The 15,858-nt window shown below is 53.3% G+C and carries 12 protein-coding genes; 5 read left to right on the forward strand and 7 right to left on the reverse strand.

Annotated elements, in window-relative coordinates:
- Positions 1–145 precede the first annotated feature (145 nt).
- Positions 146–1,009, forward strand: coding sequence for an ABC transporter substrate-binding protein (locus tag YERSI8AC_RS20395; protein WP_159177410.1), 864 nt, complete (start codon positions 146–148; stop codon positions 1,007–1,009).
- A 70-nt stretch (positions 1,010–1,079) separates the two neighbouring features.
- Here YERSI8AC_RS20395 and YERSI8AC_RS20400 read toward each other — a convergent pair whose 3' ends face one another.
- The 3 genes from YERSI8AC_RS20400 to YERSI8AC_RS20410 all read right to left on the reverse strand — a co-directional run bounded on the left by YERSI8AC_RS20400 (position 1,080) and on the right by YERSI8AC_RS20410 (position 7,223).
- A complete protein-coding gene (locus YERSI8AC_RS20400; RefSeq protein WP_141440600.1) occupies positions 1,080–2,783 on the reverse strand; it encodes a methyl-accepting chemotaxis protein in 1,704 nt (567 codons plus the stop codon).
- Positions 2,784–3,079: 296 nt separating this feature from the next.
- A complete protein-coding gene (locus YERSI8AC_RS20405) occupies positions 3,080–6,127 on the reverse strand; it encodes an efflux RND transporter permease subunit (protein WP_159177411.1) in 3,048 nt (1,015 codons plus the stop codon).
- Position 6,128: 1 nt separating this feature from the next.
- Positions 6,129–7,223, reverse strand: a complete 1,095-nt coding sequence (locus YERSI8AC_RS20410; protein WP_159177412.1) for an efflux RND transporter periplasmic adaptor subunit — start codon at positions 7,221–7,223, stop codon at positions 6,129–6,131.
- 180 nt (positions 7,224–7,403) lie between these two features.
- Between YERSI8AC_RS20410 and YERSI8AC_RS20415 the strand changes: the two genes are divergently transcribed.
- A complete protein-coding gene (locus tag YERSI8AC_RS20415; protein ID WP_159177413.1) occupies positions 7,404–8,027 on the forward strand; it encodes a TetR family transcriptional regulator in 624 nt (207 codons plus the stop codon).
- Positions 8,028–8,065: 38 nt separating this feature from the next.
- On the opposite strand, the gene YERSI8AC_RS20420 is transcribed toward YERSI8AC_RS20415, so the two are convergent.
- Genes YERSI8AC_RS20420 through YERSI8AC_RS20430 form a run of 3 tightly spaced genes read right to left on the reverse strand, consistent with a single transcriptional unit; the run spans position 8,066 to position 11,327 of the window.
- Positions 8,066–8,968, reverse strand: a complete 903-nt coding sequence (locus tag YERSI8AC_RS20420) for an amino acid ABC transporter substrate-binding protein (RefSeq protein WP_236557365.1) — start codon at positions 8,966–8,968, stop codon at positions 8,066–8,068.
- 12 nt (positions 8,969–8,980) lie between these two features.
- Positions 8,981–9,874, reverse strand: coding sequence for an amino acid ABC transporter substrate-binding protein (locus YERSI8AC_RS20425; RefSeq protein ID WP_159177414.1), 894 nt, complete (start codon positions 9,872–9,874; stop codon positions 8,981–8,983).
- Between the two features lie 4 nt (positions 9,875–9,878).
- On the reverse strand, positions 9,879–11,327 hold the full coding sequence (locus tag YERSI8AC_RS20430; RefSeq protein ID WP_159177415.1) for a diguanylate cyclase domain-containing protein: 1,449 nt from the start codon (positions 11,325–11,327) through the stop codon (positions 9,879–9,881).
- Positions 11,328–11,604: 277 nt separating this feature from the next.
- Here YERSI8AC_RS20430 and codB point away from each other — a divergent pair, with 277 nt between their 5' ends.
- From codB to YERSI8AC_RS20445, 3 genes are all read left to right on the forward strand, one after another.
- Positions 11,605–12,870, forward strand: a complete 1,266-nt coding sequence (gene codB / locus YERSI8AC_RS20435) for a cytosine permease (protein WP_159177416.1) — start codon at positions 11,605–11,607, stop codon at positions 12,868–12,870.
- 16 nt (positions 12,871–12,886) lie between these two features.
- The gene (gene codA, locus YERSI8AC_RS20440; protein ID WP_159177417.1) at positions 12,887–14,140 is read left to right on the forward strand and encodes a cytosine deaminase; all 1,254 of its coding nucleotides are present in this window, start codon (positions 12,887–12,889) and stop codon (positions 14,138–14,140) included.
- A gap of 77 nt (positions 14,141–14,217) precedes the next feature.
- Positions 14,218–14,694, forward strand: coding sequence for a YbaK/EbsC family protein (locus YERSI8AC_RS20445; protein WP_022521759.1), 477 nt, complete (start codon positions 14,218–14,220; stop codon positions 14,692–14,694).
- A 173-nt stretch (positions 14,695–14,867) separates the two neighbouring features.
- Here the strand turns inward: YERSI8AC_RS20445 and YERSI8AC_RS20450 are convergent, their stop codons facing one another.
- Positions 14,868–15,812 carry an IS5 family transposase gene (locus tag YERSI8AC_RS20450; protein ID WP_159176486.1) on the reverse strand — a complete coding sequence of 315 codons (945 nt, stop codon included), beginning with the start codon at positions 15,810–15,812 and terminating at the stop codon, positions 14,868–14,870.
- Positions 15,813–15,858: the final 46 nt, after the last annotated feature.

The raw sequence follows: 15,858 nt of genomic DNA on the forward strand, positions 1-15,858 counted from the left end.
AGCGCTACCCACCGCCCTCAGTTTGTGAGGGCGGTCGCGTTTTCTGCAACATACTGTTCCATCACCCAGTAGCGACAAAAGTCAGCATCCTTGAGAACATGAGAAAATATCGCATATAAAATTCTTTCTCACAAAAGGAAACCCAATGAAGTTCGCTACCACTACCACCGCTATACTCTTAGCAACTGCCAGCGCCACCGCGAGCGCCGACCAGCGAATCGCCACCTTCGACTTAGGCAGCCTGGATACGCTGGATGCACTAGGTTTAAACGAGCAGGTAGTGGGTGTACCGAAAGCCAGCCTGCCTGGCTATCTTGAGCAGTATGCAGCCGATGACGTCACCGATATTGGCGGCCTGCGCTCACCGAATATGGATGCCCTTGGCGAAAGCGAGCCTAGCCTGATTCTTTACACTGGCCGCCAGGGTGAGTGGGAAGAGGGGCTTGGCGAAATCGCCCCGCTGCTCAACACCAGCCTACAGGGTGACGACTACCTGGCTACTTTTGACGCCAATGTACGCGAACTAGCGAGTCGTTTAGCAGTGGAAAGCAAAGCCGAAGAGGCGCTTGGTACACTGCATGCCGAGATTGAGACCCAGCGCGAAGCGCTAAGCAACGCTCCTCGCACGCTGGTGGTAACCCACAACGGCGGCAATCTGATGCTGAATCAGCACCCGGTCGTTCACGACGTACTGGGCATTGCAGCATTAGCGATGCCCGAAAGTGTCACTTCTGAAACCCGCGGTACCCGTACCTTTACCCCGCTTTCTCCTGAGGCGATTAGCGAAATTGATCCGCAGGTCGTACTGGTGATTGATCGCAGCGCCGCGATTGGCAATGAACCCGCCGACGCGGATGCCTTAGCGCAAACGCTCTTAGATGCGGGAGCTGAGAAAGCGCGGGTCATTATGCTAACGCCCGCGCTGTGGTACCTCTCCGGCGGCGGCCTGCAGAGTCTGGCGCTACAGGTTGAAGAAGTTGCAGTAGCACTAAACTCGTCAGGTAACTAAGCGCTCACTCCCCCCCTCTTACAGCAATGGCGGAGGGGGGAACGCAGCCTAAGCGGCGAGAAACGCTGGCTTAAAAAGCTTCCCAATCATCTTCAGCGCTAGCCGCGGTTTTGCTACTGGTTTGGCTACGCGTCGCTGGCCGCATCAGCGCTGGTGTCTGTTGAGATGAGTGTTGTGGCGTGTGCTGGGGCGAGGTAAGCGGGGCGTGTTGCGTACGGCTCTCCCCCTCAGTTAAACGAAAAGCCGAGACAACGCTTTCAAGCCGCGCCGCCTGTTCTTCCAACGAGCTGGCCGCTGACGACGCCTGTTGAACCAGGGCCGCGTTCTGCTGGGTTACTTCATCCATTTGGGCAACCGCTTGGTTGACCTGCTCAATGCCCGAACTCTGCTCCTGAGAAGCCGCGGAGATTTCATCCATAATATCGGTCACCCGGCGCACAGAGGAGACCACATCCCGCATCGTCGCACCGGCGCTTTCGACTAATGCTGAGCCCTCTTTCACCTGGGTGGATGACGCCTCAATCAGTGCTTTGATCTCTTTGGCGGCATCGGCACTGCGGCTGGCCAGGTTACGCACTTCACTAGCCACCACGGCAAAACCACGACCCTGTTCGCCTGCCCGCGCTGCTTCCACAGAAGCATTGAGTGCCAAGATATTGGTTTGAAAGGCGATAGAGTCGATAACGGTAATAATATCCGCCACTTTTTGCGAGCTGCTAGAAATACCGTGCATGGTGGTAATTACTTGCTCAACCACTTCACCACCATTGCTTGCAGTGCTTGAGGCATCGTTCGCCAACTGGCTGGCCTGGCGGGCATTATCGGCATTCTGTTTAACGGTAGCGGTTAACTGCTCCATGCTGGCGGCGGTTTCCTGCAGGGAAGACGCCTGCTGCTCGGTACGCGAGGATAGATCCGAGTTACCACTGGCAATCTCACGCGCCCCGATATGAATCGAGCCGCTGCTATCGCGTACCTCAGAAACGGTTTTAACCAAATTACTTTGCATATGCTGCATAGCACTAAACAGCTTGCCGATCTCATTGCTACCACGGTCATCTACTTTACCAGAGAGATCATTTTGGGCAATACGCTCAAAATGCTCCACTGCTTCGTTTAGTGGTTTTACAATAGAGCCCACCATCGCGATGCGAACAAACAGAACGATTAACGCGGCAATCAAAAGTACAGCGATATCAATATAAGTAAGAAACTGCATGCCGCTCTCATAATCGGCAATCATCGACTTGTTTCGTTCAGCCCGATGATCATTGTAAGCACTAACAGCCTCAATTAACTGCTGATTTAAGTCACTCACCATTTCCCTTGCGGTATTAAACTGACTGCTGTTACCCGTATTCAATGCCTCCTCTAAGGGGATAATCCCCCGTTGGATCAAGCTCTCATAGGTGGCAGTCACGGTATCAGAAAGTGCCGACTCAGGCTTGGTGGCTTCAAACTCTGTAAAGTAATCTTGCGCAACTCGCTGAGCATCTTGGGCCCGAGCCAGGTAGTCACGGAATGAACTGGCATCACCTTTCTCAAACGCATCGAAGCTACTAACGTAGAAAAGCTGAGCGTAGGCTATGGATCGTTGACTGCGGCTAAGCGCTAAAGTGCGATCACCTGATAGATCAAGCTCTTTTAACGAAGTACTGCCCTCTTCGCCTGCCTGATAGCCTAGAAAAGCAATGGTTATTATTAATAATGAAAAGATGGCCAAAACAAGGGTTAAACCCAGTTTGACGGATAGATTACTAAGTACACGATTCATATGCGGAATGCCTCCAGGCCAGATCCATTAGCTTTTGGCAATTTATATAATCTAGCTAGAGCACTTCCAGCGGCTTTAGATTAACTTAAATCGACCAATATCTTTTACGAGGTACTGCTATCGGCCTGGGCAGCATAGACTTTAGTCTAGTTTGAAAATTATTTTCACAAATGAAAATAGAAACGATTTGCAAACAGCAGTGAGCGAAGTGGTAGGCGCATTGAATATCGTTGCAGAGGCTATCTTAGCCGTGGATTGGTCAAGGCCACGGCTAAGATGAAAGGAGTCTGCTCGAGTTATTGATCAGGATGTATGCGAATCCGGTAGAGCACGCAGTAAACTACCGGCAGTACGATTAAGGTTAATAGCGTGGCGACACCCAAGCCACCGATCAGCGCGACCGCCATGCTGGCGAAAAAGGCATCGCTAATTAGCGGGATCATGCCCAACATGGTGGTCAGCGCGGCCATGGCGACCGGACGCACGCGGCTGACCGCAGCTCGCACCACAGCGTGGTAGCGGTCTTGATGCAACGGCAGTTGCACGTTGACCTCCTCTACCAACACGATGGCATTTTTGATTACCATGCCGATCAAGCTCAGCGTACCCAGCAGCGCCATAAACGAGAAGGGTAACCCGGTAACCAACAACGCGCCCACTACGCCAATAATCGTCAGCGGTACCAGCGACCAGATAGCCAACGGCTGGCGGAAGTTATTGAACAGCACCACAGTGAGAATAAACATCATCACTATGCCCAGCGGCAGTGAGGAAAATAACCCACTCTGCGCTTCGCCAGCGGTCTCAAACTCACCACCCCACTCCAACCGGTAACCTGCCGGTAGATCCAAGGCCTCCACCCTTGGGCGAATGTCGGCCAATACGCTGGCTGCGGTCACCCCGCTTAGCGGATCCGGCTCACCATACACCGCCAGCATGCGTTCGCGATTGCGGCGCATAATCAGTGGATCCGCCACCTGTGTGGTGGTATCGCCGATTACTTGATCGGCGGAGATATAGCGGTTTTGCTCTGCGCTCCAGACGTTAAGTGAGCCTAGGTTATCCACATCGTGACGCTGTGCGGGGATTGCCCGCGCCACTATCGGAATCAGGTCGCTGCCGTCGCGGTAAATGCCCACTTGGCTGCCACTGGTACTTAGCGCCAGGGTGCTGGCCAGGTCTTCACGGGTCACACCCAGCCTACGTGCAGTATCTTCAAGAAAAACGGGCTCAATCGCCTGCACGCGGTTACGCCAACTGGTGCGCACGCTGGTCATATTCGGTGTATCGATGAACATGGCCTCAACCTGATCGCCCAACTGGCGAAGTACCGCTGGGTCGCTGCCGTAGAAACGCGCCTCTAGCTTGGCTTTGGGCGCAGGACCGACCTCCAACGGGGCGATTTTGTAGTCAATATCGCTATGATCCCGCTCCAACACTTGCTCTACGTCAGCCATGCGGTCGTGTTGAGTCGCTTTATCGTCGGTTTCGACAATCAACTGCGCATAGCTTGCATAGCGGTCTTCCGGTGAATAAGTGAGGGTAAAGCGCTGCGCTCCACCGCCCACGGTGGTGGTCAGGTGGCGAACGCCGTCCATCTCCATCACGCTCTTTTCAAGCTCGCTAACGCGGCGTTGGGTTTCGAGAATATCGGTACCTTCCGGCGTGCGATAATCGACAAAAAAGATCGGCGTATTAGAGGCCGGAAAGAAGGCATTTTTAACCGAACCAAAGCCGACCACCGCGCCGGCCAATATCGCCACCATCAGCGTCAAGGTTAACCAGCGCCAACGAATACCGGTGATAATGACGCGGCCTACAAAACGATAAACCACGCCTTTATAGGGGTCTTCCTGTCCATCGCCGGGGGCAACATTGCGGAAAAACAGCTTGAAGTAGAACGGCGTTAACGTCAGCGCCGTGATCCAGCTCAGCAGTAGCGAGTAGAGCAGCACGAAAAATAACGAGCCGATAAACTCACCGGTGGTGTCTGGCGATAAACCGATGGGCGCAAAGGCTGCAATCGCGATCAGCGTTGCGGCCAGCAAGGGCCAGGCATTTTGGCGAACCACTTGATGCGCCGAATCACGAATCGTGCTGCCCCGCTTTAACCCCACCAGCATGCCTTCGGTGACCACAATGGCGTTATCTACCAGCATTCCCAGGGCGATAATTAACGCACCCAGCGAGATTTTTTCCAGCTGCAAACCATGAAAGCGCATCAACATAAAGGTGCCAATAATGGTGATCAGCAGGATAAAGCCCATTAACAGACCACTGCGCCAGCCCATAAACAGCATCAGCACCACGATCACGATAGCCACCGCCTGGATCAAGCTGACCAGGAAACCGGATACTGCGTCATCGACCACCTGGGGCTGGTTATAAACGACATTCAGCTCCATACCCAGTGGTGTGCGGGTTTGCAGTTCATCCAGACGCTGCTGTAGCCGTTCTCCCACCTCGACAACATTCACTCCGCTTTCAAAGGAGACGCCCAACGAGATCGCCGGCCTGCCCATATCGCGGTAAAGCTGCTGGGGCTGCTCCGCCAGCTCGCGGCTCACATCGGCAATATCGCTCAGCCGCACCAGTTCACCGTCGCCCTCACTGACAATCAGGGCGCGCAGAGCTTCAATATCTGCCGCACTGCCCGTGGGGGTGATACGAAAACGGCGGCCATCCTGTTTAAGATGCCCTGAGTCTGCCACTGCATTTTGGGTCTCAAGCAGTTGCTGTAATCGTGTTAACGGAATATTCAGTGCGCGCAGGCGTTCGCGATCAACTTCGATATAGATGCGCTCTTCGTGCTCACCGCTTAGCGACACCTTCGCGACGCCCTTCACCAAAGCGAGCTCGCGCTTGAGAAAATCAGCATGGTCAGCCAGATCCGGCATGCTATAGCCATCGCCCGTCAGGTTGACCATGAAACCAAATACATCGCCAAAGTCGTCATTTACGCGAGATTGACTCGCACCCGGCGGAAGCGCGGCCTGGGCATCCTGTACTTTACGGCGCAGCGAATCCCATAATTGCTCCAACTCCTCGTTCTGCACCGTACTTTCGAGTTCAACGGTGATCTGCGATAGGCCATCAGAACTCACCGAGCTAACCCGTTTGATCGATGACATCTCCTGAATTGACTCTTCGAGTGTCGAAGTGACTTCCTGCTCTACCTCTTCAGGCGTCGCACCAGGGTACTGCGTGGTGATCAGCGCATTGCGAATGGTAAATTCGGGGAACTCCAACTGGCCCATGCCCAAAAACGACAGCGCGCCACCCGCCAGCAGCACCACGGTCATTAAATAGCTGGTCGCCCGGTGGCGTAGAAAGTAGTCGACCATGTTAAAGCCCCTGCTCTTTTTCCCACGGGGTCACCCTGGTGTCCTCGGTTAAACGGTGGGCTCCGGCCGCCACAACGCGATCGCCCGCTGCCAACTTTCCGCTAACTTCCAGGCCGTTTGAGGTTAACCGACCGACCTCCACCGGCACCGCTTCCACGTTTTCTGGCTCGATGAAGCGCCATACCTGAGCCTGGTCGGGATCATCACCGGCATAGCTCACCGCATCAGTGGGCAGTAGCCACAGCGGGGCGCTATTTTCGGTTTGCAGCGAACTCAAATCGAGCCGCACATTGGCACTCATACCGTCTAACAGGGTGATATCGTCCGGCTGGGGCAGCGTTAGGGTGACTTCATAAGCCAAACTCTGTGCGCTGGCTTGGGTGGTGTAAGAGGCTAGCTGGGCAAGATAGGGTTTATCGCTATTACCAAAGCGCACTTCAAACGCCAACGCATCACCGAAGGGCGTTCCATTATTTCGCGGTATGCGCTGCACGATCTGCTCGGGCAGATGAAACACCACGTCTAGCTGCCCTGGCTGCTGGATCACCGCGACCGTTTCTTGAACTTGAACTATCTGGCGGTTATTCACTGGCACCTGGGCAATCACACCATCGTAAGGGGCGCGTAGCTTTGTATGCTCGACCTGCTCTTGTGCCTGTTCGAAGGTGGCCCGGGCGGCCCGCCACTCGCTTTCCGACTGATCAAACTGGGATTGGCTGACTGCCCCACGCTGCAGGGTGTAGCGCATGCGTTCTAGCGTTGCCTCGGCGAGCTCCAAGCGCGAGCGGGCGCTGTCCAGCTCGCTTTGCACATTGCGATCATCAATGCGCGCAATCACCTCGCCTTCGCTCACCTGTTGGCCGGGGCTCACATTGAGCTCCAATAATTCCCCGGCCATACGAAATGACAAATTGCTGCGCGTAGAGGCTTCCACCCGCGCGGGAAACTGCCGTAAGGCCGTAGCATTTGCCGACTGCAGTGTCATCAATTTTACCGGTCGTGTGGCATCAGTCGACTGCGCCTGGGGTTGCTCACAGCCCGTTAGCACAAGCAGAGCCAGTATGATGGGCAGTGAACGGAGAAGAGTAACGGGCACGAGTAGCTCCTTGATGGCGGTCAGTGATGATTTTCAAACCTGCATTCAGGGTACAAGTTGAATAATATAGTCACCTCACTGACATTCATGAATGTCAGTGAGGTGTATAATAATCACCCACCCGCGACTTTGCTATCCATCACTGCCAAAATACCACTTATTTTAATAATAGGAGCCGCTATGTCCCGTCGTAAGGCCGACGCCGAACGTACCCGAGAAATCATTCTGGACGCGGCAGAGACCACCTTTTTAGCCCAAGGCGTTTCGCGTACCACCTTGGCGCACATCGCCCAGGCAGCAGGCGTGACACGAGGGGCCATTTATTGGCACTTTGAAGACAAAGCTGCATTGTTCGATGCACTCTTGGAACGCGTGCGTGTCCCTCTGGATGAAATTGTCGATGAGGTGGTGGAACACCTAGGCTCAGCACCGGCAGACTGCTTACGCGACATTGCTCTACGCTCGCTGGCAGCCATTTCCCACGACCTGCCACTGCAGAGAGCAGCCACCATCGTGTTGCACCGCTGCGAGAAACTAGAAGAGGAGCACCCGCGGATTTGCATGATCACTCGACTCTCTGAGCACGCAGAGGCGCGAGTAGAGCAATTGTTTGAACAAACCCAAATCGCTGGCACTTTACGCGCTGACTTAACCCCAGCCAGCGCCCGGCGCCAATTTCATGGCTTTTTGATTGGCGTCTGTTTCGACTGGCTGCAGGATCCCCAGCAGCATTCTCTGGCGGATGAGAGCAGCGGTATCGTGGAAACGTTAATGCGTGGTTTATTTAACACTCAGACCGTATGAACCTGCGCTAAATCTTAATCTATATTTATCTAATGCACTTAATCTGCATTCATCTCGCGAGGGGCGATAAAATGCTCAGCCAATACGGTGCTCATCGGCACATTAAGCGTAATGTCTTTGCCAGGAATAGGTTGCTGAAACCATCGTTCGTAAAGCAGCGACATTTCGGGACTGGTATAAATATGCTCAAGAGCCTTATTCACCTCAGTTGCAAAGGCGTCGTCGCCCAATCGCATTAAAAAACCGAGTGGCTCTGTCGACGTAATGGCTTCTTCGGAAAGCGCGTACGCGTCGGGGTGTTGGGACTCAGCAATCATTGTGCTCAGCAATATATCATCCATCGCAAAGGCCGCTACGCGCCCATCAGCGACTAAGTCAAACGCTTCCTGCAATGTACCTACGGGCACCACCGATAAATTCAGCTGGCGTTCTCGATTTACCTGATTGATCTGGCTGACATTGACGGTGCCACGCGCCACGCTCACGCTACGCCCGGCCAAGTCCTCCAAGGTGGTAAAGCCATTTTCCTTCAGGGCCACATAACGCACCGAGACAAAGAAATGGCTAAGCGCAAACTGCGCGCTCTGCCGCCGCTGTTGTGTATTAGTACTGGCATTACACTCAATATCGATATCGCCGCTATTGAGCAGTTGCACCCGGTTACTGGGCGTACGATACACATAGGCTATTTCAAGAGAAGGCAGGTCTAATTGCACTTGCAGCTGTTTCGCTAAACGTTGGCAAATATCGATAGAGTAACCGACGACGTTACCCTGATTATCTAAATAAGAGAATGGCGCTGTATCACCATAGCCAACCCTTAACACGCCGGTTGCTTCTATGCGTTCAAGCGAATCGATAGGTGTCGTTGCATGTGCTGCCTCTCCACCAGACATCATTACCAGCAAACTACACCACCCAAGCAATAAACTTCGGCGCATAACACACCTCCTCTACTCTATGTACTGCTCAGGATTGGCGAAAATAGCGGCAAGCGCTGGCGCTAGCGGCAAGTTCAATACTCGGTTATCGGGAGGGAGCGGCTGCAAAAACCATTTTTCATAAAGAGTGTGAATAGTTTCACTCTGATAAATGTTACGCAGTTCCTTATTGACCAGCTCAACAAAAACAGGATCATCAGGCGGCATCATTAAGCCATAGGGCTCGGCACTACTCAGTGTTGCTTGAGAAATATGAAAAGCGGCAGGGTCAACGGCAGACGAAACCAAACCTGCTAACAAAACCTCATCCATCACAAACGCGGAAGCCTGTCCTGAAGCCACCATATCAAAGGCTTCTTCATGATTACGGCTTAGCATTACCGATATTGCTAGCCCCTCGGTGCGATTGAGTTCGTTGAGCTGGGCAATATTGATAGTGCCCGTTGTTGATACCACGCTGCGGCCCGCCAAATCCTGCAAACTGTCCATATGCTGCTCGGCGAGGGATACATAGCGCGTTGCGGTCAGAAAATGAGGGTATGAAAAAGCGGCCTGACGGCGACGTTCAGGGGTATTGGTGGTCACTCCACACTCGATATCCACTTCACCATTACGTACTAATATGAACCGATTTGCAGGCGTTACCGGCACATAATTTACCTTGAGATCACCTAAGCCCAATGTTTCCTCCAGACCTTCGATGACGTTTAGGCACAGGTCGATCGCATAGCCTGTTGGCTGGTCATTAACTAGGTAGGAGAAGGGGACTTCGCTGGTACGATGGCCGATAGTAATCTCACCAGTAGACACAATACGCGACAACGTCGGCGAGGAGGCGATCTCCTCACCAGCAGCGGCACCTTGCCACACCGCAATGGTCATTAATAACGCTACTAGCCACTTCATAGGCTTACCTTTGTTCGATGATCCCGGAATCCATTGTCATCCCTGCGGCATAGAGCATATAGCGGTCGCGCCCTTTCGCCTTGGCCGCATAGAGCGCCAGATCTGCGTGACGTAGCAGATCGTGGCTATTGCGGCCATCAGCGGGTGCGGTTGCAATGCCAACACTCACTCCAATGTTAATTTCCTGGTTATGAAAGTGATACGGTTCACGTAGAACAGACACAATTGCTTCTGCCAGTACTTTTGCCTCATTGGTGGCACTACGCACAACGCGTTGAATGATGGCAAACTCATCGCCACCAAGGCGCGCCACCAAATCATCGTCGGTCAGCAGCCCCTGCACCCGCTGACTAACTTCAACGAGCAAAGCATCACCCGCCGCGTGCCCCAGACTATCGTTAACTGCTTTAAAATGGTCAAGATCAAATAGCATGACATTAAATACGTCGCCTTGAAGCAGTGAGTGCACAGCGGTTTTTAAAGCATTATTTAATTGCACACGGTTGGGCAATTTGGTCAGCTCATCATGATGAGCAAGATGCTGAAAGCGGAGAGCTTCGTCTTTAACTTCAAGTAAGTGTTCACGCTCAATGACTTTCTTACGAAGCGCATCTATGGCCTTTGCCATCCGGCCAATTTCATCGTTACGGTCGGTATAAGGCGTGCTGTCAGCGGTCTGGTTTTTAGCGATTTCGGTGAGCGACTTAATTAATACTGGCACGGGTGTAAATAACTGACGCATCAAAATAGTGACTAGCAGGGCTGTCGCGACCAATACCACCAGTAGTGCTATAAACGCTTTGCTGATCAGATCATTACGCATCTGATACAGCCCTTCTTGCTGGCCTATGGTGGCTACTAGAACGCCTAACAGTTGACCATCAGGGGTAACAATGGGCAGCGAACTAATGAAGTGCTCTTCACCGCCAATGCTGGCAAATCCAACATAAAAATCAGCGGCATCCGCTTTTGTTTGCCATGTATCTACCGTCAAGTTGGCAGGCGAGTCTGATGGTGTATTAAGCGCATCTGCCACTACGGTGAGAGCCCCCTCTGATGACTTCGCGAACAGCCACACATTGTTACGTGTTTGTGCACTTGCCAACGCCAATACATCAATCGGGCTAAACCCAGTTTCTAGAACCGACTCTTCATCACCAATCGGGCGCTGGGAAATGATACGCGTGACTTGACCCGTGCCATCGGTCTTAACCGCCACGGACGTATAAATACGCCTAATAGTCGCGCTTACTATCTGGGCATTCACCTGCGCTTCGCGCAACCACTGCTCCCGAGCCCCACGTTCAACCATAAAAAAACCCGACAGCGCCCCCGTTACATACGCAAACAGCACGCCCATCAGCATAAAAATCACCACCTTACCCACCAGGGTATGATGCCAAGGAAGTCTAGCTGCAGGCAGTGAAGCACTCCTATGCTGGGATTCTGGCATCTACTCCGGTTCCTTCAAGGTTATAGCTGCAACGGGCGTATCTGGGCGTAATCGCAATAAGCGACCATCGCTTTAACAAACAAGCTTTTTTGACCACTATTTTATTCGGCAAACGTACACAAACAATTAGGTTTTATTTACTAAAGTATCATTAAAATGAGTAGGCATGTCTTAAAAAAAATGACAAGCGTAATCATTCTTACTGACCTACTCTTTTGGCATATCTCTTGCTTTATAAATAGCTAACAGGTTCGCTGATTTATATTAGGAGAGCGTGATGCATCATTCTGACTATCCACTCAGTGAAGTCCCTACCAGTGCCCGCAAGGGCCTGCTTTCTACCTCGGCAGTACTGCTTGGATTTACGTTTTTCACCGCCACCATGTGGGCGGGCGGCACGTTAGGCCAAGCCTTTCCGATTGGCCAACTGCTATGGATCATCGTGATTGGCAACTTGCTGCTGGGGATGTATGCAGCAGCCCTCGCCTATATTGCTTGTAAAAGCGGGCTCAATTCGGTGCTGATGGGGCGCTTCTGCTTCGGCGAAAAAGGCAGCAAACTTTCCGACTTTATTCTCGGTTTTACCCAGATCGGTTGGTACGCCTGGGGCACCGCCACGATTGCCCTAGTGTTAGTACGCACCACCGGGATGCCTGAATGGCTGAAAATCCCCTTAATGGTGCTATTTGGGTTTGGTTTCTGCGTGACCGCCATGATTGGCTATAGAGGTATGGACTGGCTATCGCGCTTTGCCGTCCCCGCCATGATGCTGTTTATCGTCATCAGCCTGTTTACCGGCCTGGTGGATGTGCGCGGCTTTGCGGGACTGAGCCAGCAGACGCCCACGGAAAGCATGAGCGTAGCAGCGGCGATTACTGTGATTATCGGTACCTTTATTAGCGGCGGCACTCAAGCGACTAACTGGAGCCGCTTCGCCAAAACGCCGAAAATTGCCGTTATCGCGACCCTGGCGGCCTTTTTTGTCGGTAACGGCTTAATGGTTCTGACCGGCGCTCTTGGCACCATGATTTACCAGCAGGCCGATATCGTGGATGTATTGATCGCTCAGGGCTTTGTCACCATCGCCGTGCTGATGCTGTTCCTGAATATCTGGACAACCCAGGACAACACTATCTACAACTTCGCCGTGGCGGGCTGTAATTTGCTGCGCACCGAAAAGCGCCGCCTGGTCACTGTGGGCGGCGCGGCGATTGGCACGGTGCTGGCGGTAGGCGGCATGTATAACCTACTCATCCCATTTCTGGTGTTACTCGGCACCTTTATACCGCCCATGGGCGGGGTGATCATGGCGGACTTTTGGCTCAAGCATAAAGGCCGCTACCCCACATTGGATAAAGCACAACTACCCGACTTCAACCGCCGAGGGTTAGCTGCGTATGCGCTGGGCGCCGGAGCCGCTTACTTTTCCCCGTTACTGCCACCACTGATAGGTGTTGTAGTGGCAGCAGGAAGCTACGCCGTGCTGCTGCGCCTAAAGCACGCTACGCTGGGTGATAGCCTTCCATCCACTGCCAAACAATAAGCGAGCAGTTTTTTATATGAGCATGCAAATTATCAACGCCCGCCTACGCCAGCGCCCTGAGCTTTACCGACTTGAGATTGAGAACGGCACATTCACGTCAATTACCGTGCAAGACGCACCACAAACAGCGAGCGAAGGGCAGATCGATGCGGGCGCTAAGCTCGTTTGTGCGCCTTTTATTGAGCCACACATTCATCTGGACGCCGCCCTCACCGCCGGTGAACCAAGCTGGAACCAGAGCGGCACGCTGTTTGAAGGCATTGAGCGCTGGGGCGAGCGTAAGCCTATGCTCACCGAAGCGGATATTCGCGAGCGCGCGCTTAAAACCCTAAACCTGCTAATCGGCAACGGCGTTCAGTTTGTGCGCACCCACGCCGACACCAGCGACCCTAGCCTGATTGGGCTTAAAACCCTGTGCGCCTTGCGCGACGAGTTAAAAGATAAAATTGATATTCAGGTAGTCGCCTTCCCTCAAGATGGCCTGCTCTCTTACCCAGGCGGCGATCGGCTGATGGAGGAGGCACTAGAGATCGGCGCCGATGTGGTGGGCGGCATCCCCCACTTCGAATACACCCGTGAGCTGGGCGTGGCCTCCATGAAGCGAGTGATCGAATTGGCGATCAAGTACGACCGCCTGGTGGATGTGCACTGTGACGAGATTGACGACCCCAACTCGCGCTTTCTCGAAGTATTGGCCTGCGAGGCACTGTTTAATGACTTGGGCAGCCGCGTGACCGCTAGCCACACCACAGCAATGCACTCCTACGACAACGCTTACTGCTCCAAGCTGTTTCTGCTGCTAAAACGCTCGGGTATTAACTTTGTCTCCTGCCCCACCGAAAGTATTCACCTGCAGGGGCGCTTTGACACTTACCCCAAGCGGCGTGGCGTGACACGTGTGAAGGAGCTCAACGCAGCGGGCATTAACGTCTGTTTTGCCGAGGACTCCATCTTCGATCCCTGGTACTCCTTGGGGAATGGCAAGCTGTTGCGAACGCTGGATTTTGGCCTGCATATCTGCCAAATGATGGGCTATCAGGACTTCAGCCAGGCGCTTTCACTAATTACCGATAACAGCGCCCGCACGCTCAATATTGAAGAGCGTTACGGCATCGAGGTCGGCAAACCCGCCAGCTTCAACCTGTTGGAGGGCGAGGATGACTACAGTGTGCTGCGCACTCAAGGCGAAGTGCTGCTTTCCGTACGTCACGGCGAGATCATCATGCAGCGCGAGCCTGCCAAAATCACCACGCCCCAGTGGCTTGGCTAATCTACCAAAGGCACGTTAGATTAGTCATTGAACCGTCTAATGTTACCGACGAATGTTAATGACCGAGGAAATCCAAGATGGGCATCGAAACCGTTCGCCAGTTTTTTGCCGAGCACGCGCCGGATGTAAACATCGAAGAGCTTGAAACCAGTACTGCCACGGTACAACTTGCCGCTGATGCCCATGGCGTAGCACCAGGTCAAATTGCCAAAACCCTAGCGTTCAAAGTCGGTGACAAACCGCTACTCATTGTGGCCAGTGGCGATGCGCGTATCGACAACCGCAAAATTCGCGATACCTTCGGCGGCAAGGCCAAAATGCTTGACGCCGAGACGGTGATGGAACTCACCAGCCACCCGGTTGGCGGCGTTTGTCCCTTTGGCCTCGCCACCGACCTGCCGGTTTACTGCGATGAATCGCTCCACGCCTATGACGAAGTGCTGCCCGCCGCTGGTTCGCCCACTAGCGCCGTACGCCTAAGCCCCAAGCGATTGGCCGAGCTGGTCAATGCCAAGTGGGTGGATGTGTGCAAGCTGCCGGAGAAGGTGGAGTAACCCACAAGCATCTCACTACTCAAGATGTCTTTAAGGAAGGTCTGAATAACTGCCGATATTCATCAACGCTTACTTGAGCCGACAAAAAATCGAAAATTCAGACACTCTTCTCCCTTTCTTTGTGTATTTTTGCCCCTTTCCCGCTCATTGAGCGGGAAAGGGGCGCAATCGCCCTATTCCCATAGGTATTTCTCACTGATCAGCAGGTTGCTGAACGCCGCCAGCAAGTGCAGGCGCTGAGTGTTTTTGGCCAGTCCACGATAGCGAGCCTTGCCATAACCAAAAACTTGTTTGATGTACCGAAAAGGGTGCTCCACCTTGGCACGGATACTGGCTTTGATGTTTTCGACTTTCTGTCGCCTGGCATCTAGCTTCTTGCGGGTGCCAAGCCGTTTGGCAATATACCAAGAGATATCGTTGCGGTGCTTGTGCTCGTCGCGTTTTTGAATACCCAGGTAACCGGCATCACCGAAGACGCGTTGCTCTTCACCGTGAAGGAGCTTATCGGCAGGCACAATGTCATGGACATTGGCAGCCGTGGTCTCGATGCTGTGAATCAACCCAAGCTTATCGTCGACACCTATATGCATTTTCATGCCAAAGTGCCAAGAGCTACCTTTTTTAGTCTGGTGCATTTCCGGATCGCGCTCGCCTTTTTTGTTTTTGGTGGAACTAGGCGCAGAGATGATAGTGGCATCGACAATGCTCCCTTCGCGCAGCATCAGGCCATTTTTCTCTAGGTGGTTGTTCACTTCCTGGAACAGCACCTTGCCAAGGCCGTGGTGTTCCAGAAAATGGCGAAACTTGAGAATCGTGGTTTCGTCCGGCAATCGGTCTAGTTTCAAACCGGCGAATTGGCGCATGGACTCGATCTCGTAGAGGGCGTCTTCCATGGCCGGATCGCTCAGGTTGTAAAACAACTGCATGCAATGGACGCGGAGCATGGCAGACAACGGATACGGAGGCCGCCCGCTCTCGCCCTTGGGGTAATAACGGGCTATCTTCTTCTCCAGCTGCGTCCAGGGGATCAGCTTGTCCATCCGCTCCAGAAAGAGTTCGCGGCGAGTCTTTCTCTTCTTGTTCTGGTACTCGGCTTCGGAGAAGGTGATTTGATCCATGGCAGCACTGAATCCTATGCAGTTGACGATAGCCGTATTATCACTG

Origin of the sequence: Halomonas sp. 113 (genome assembly GCF_904067645.1) — a bacterium.
Taxonomy (GTDB): domain Bacteria; phylum Pseudomonadota; class Gammaproteobacteria; order Pseudomonadales; family Halomonadaceae; genus Vreelandella; species Vreelandella titanicae.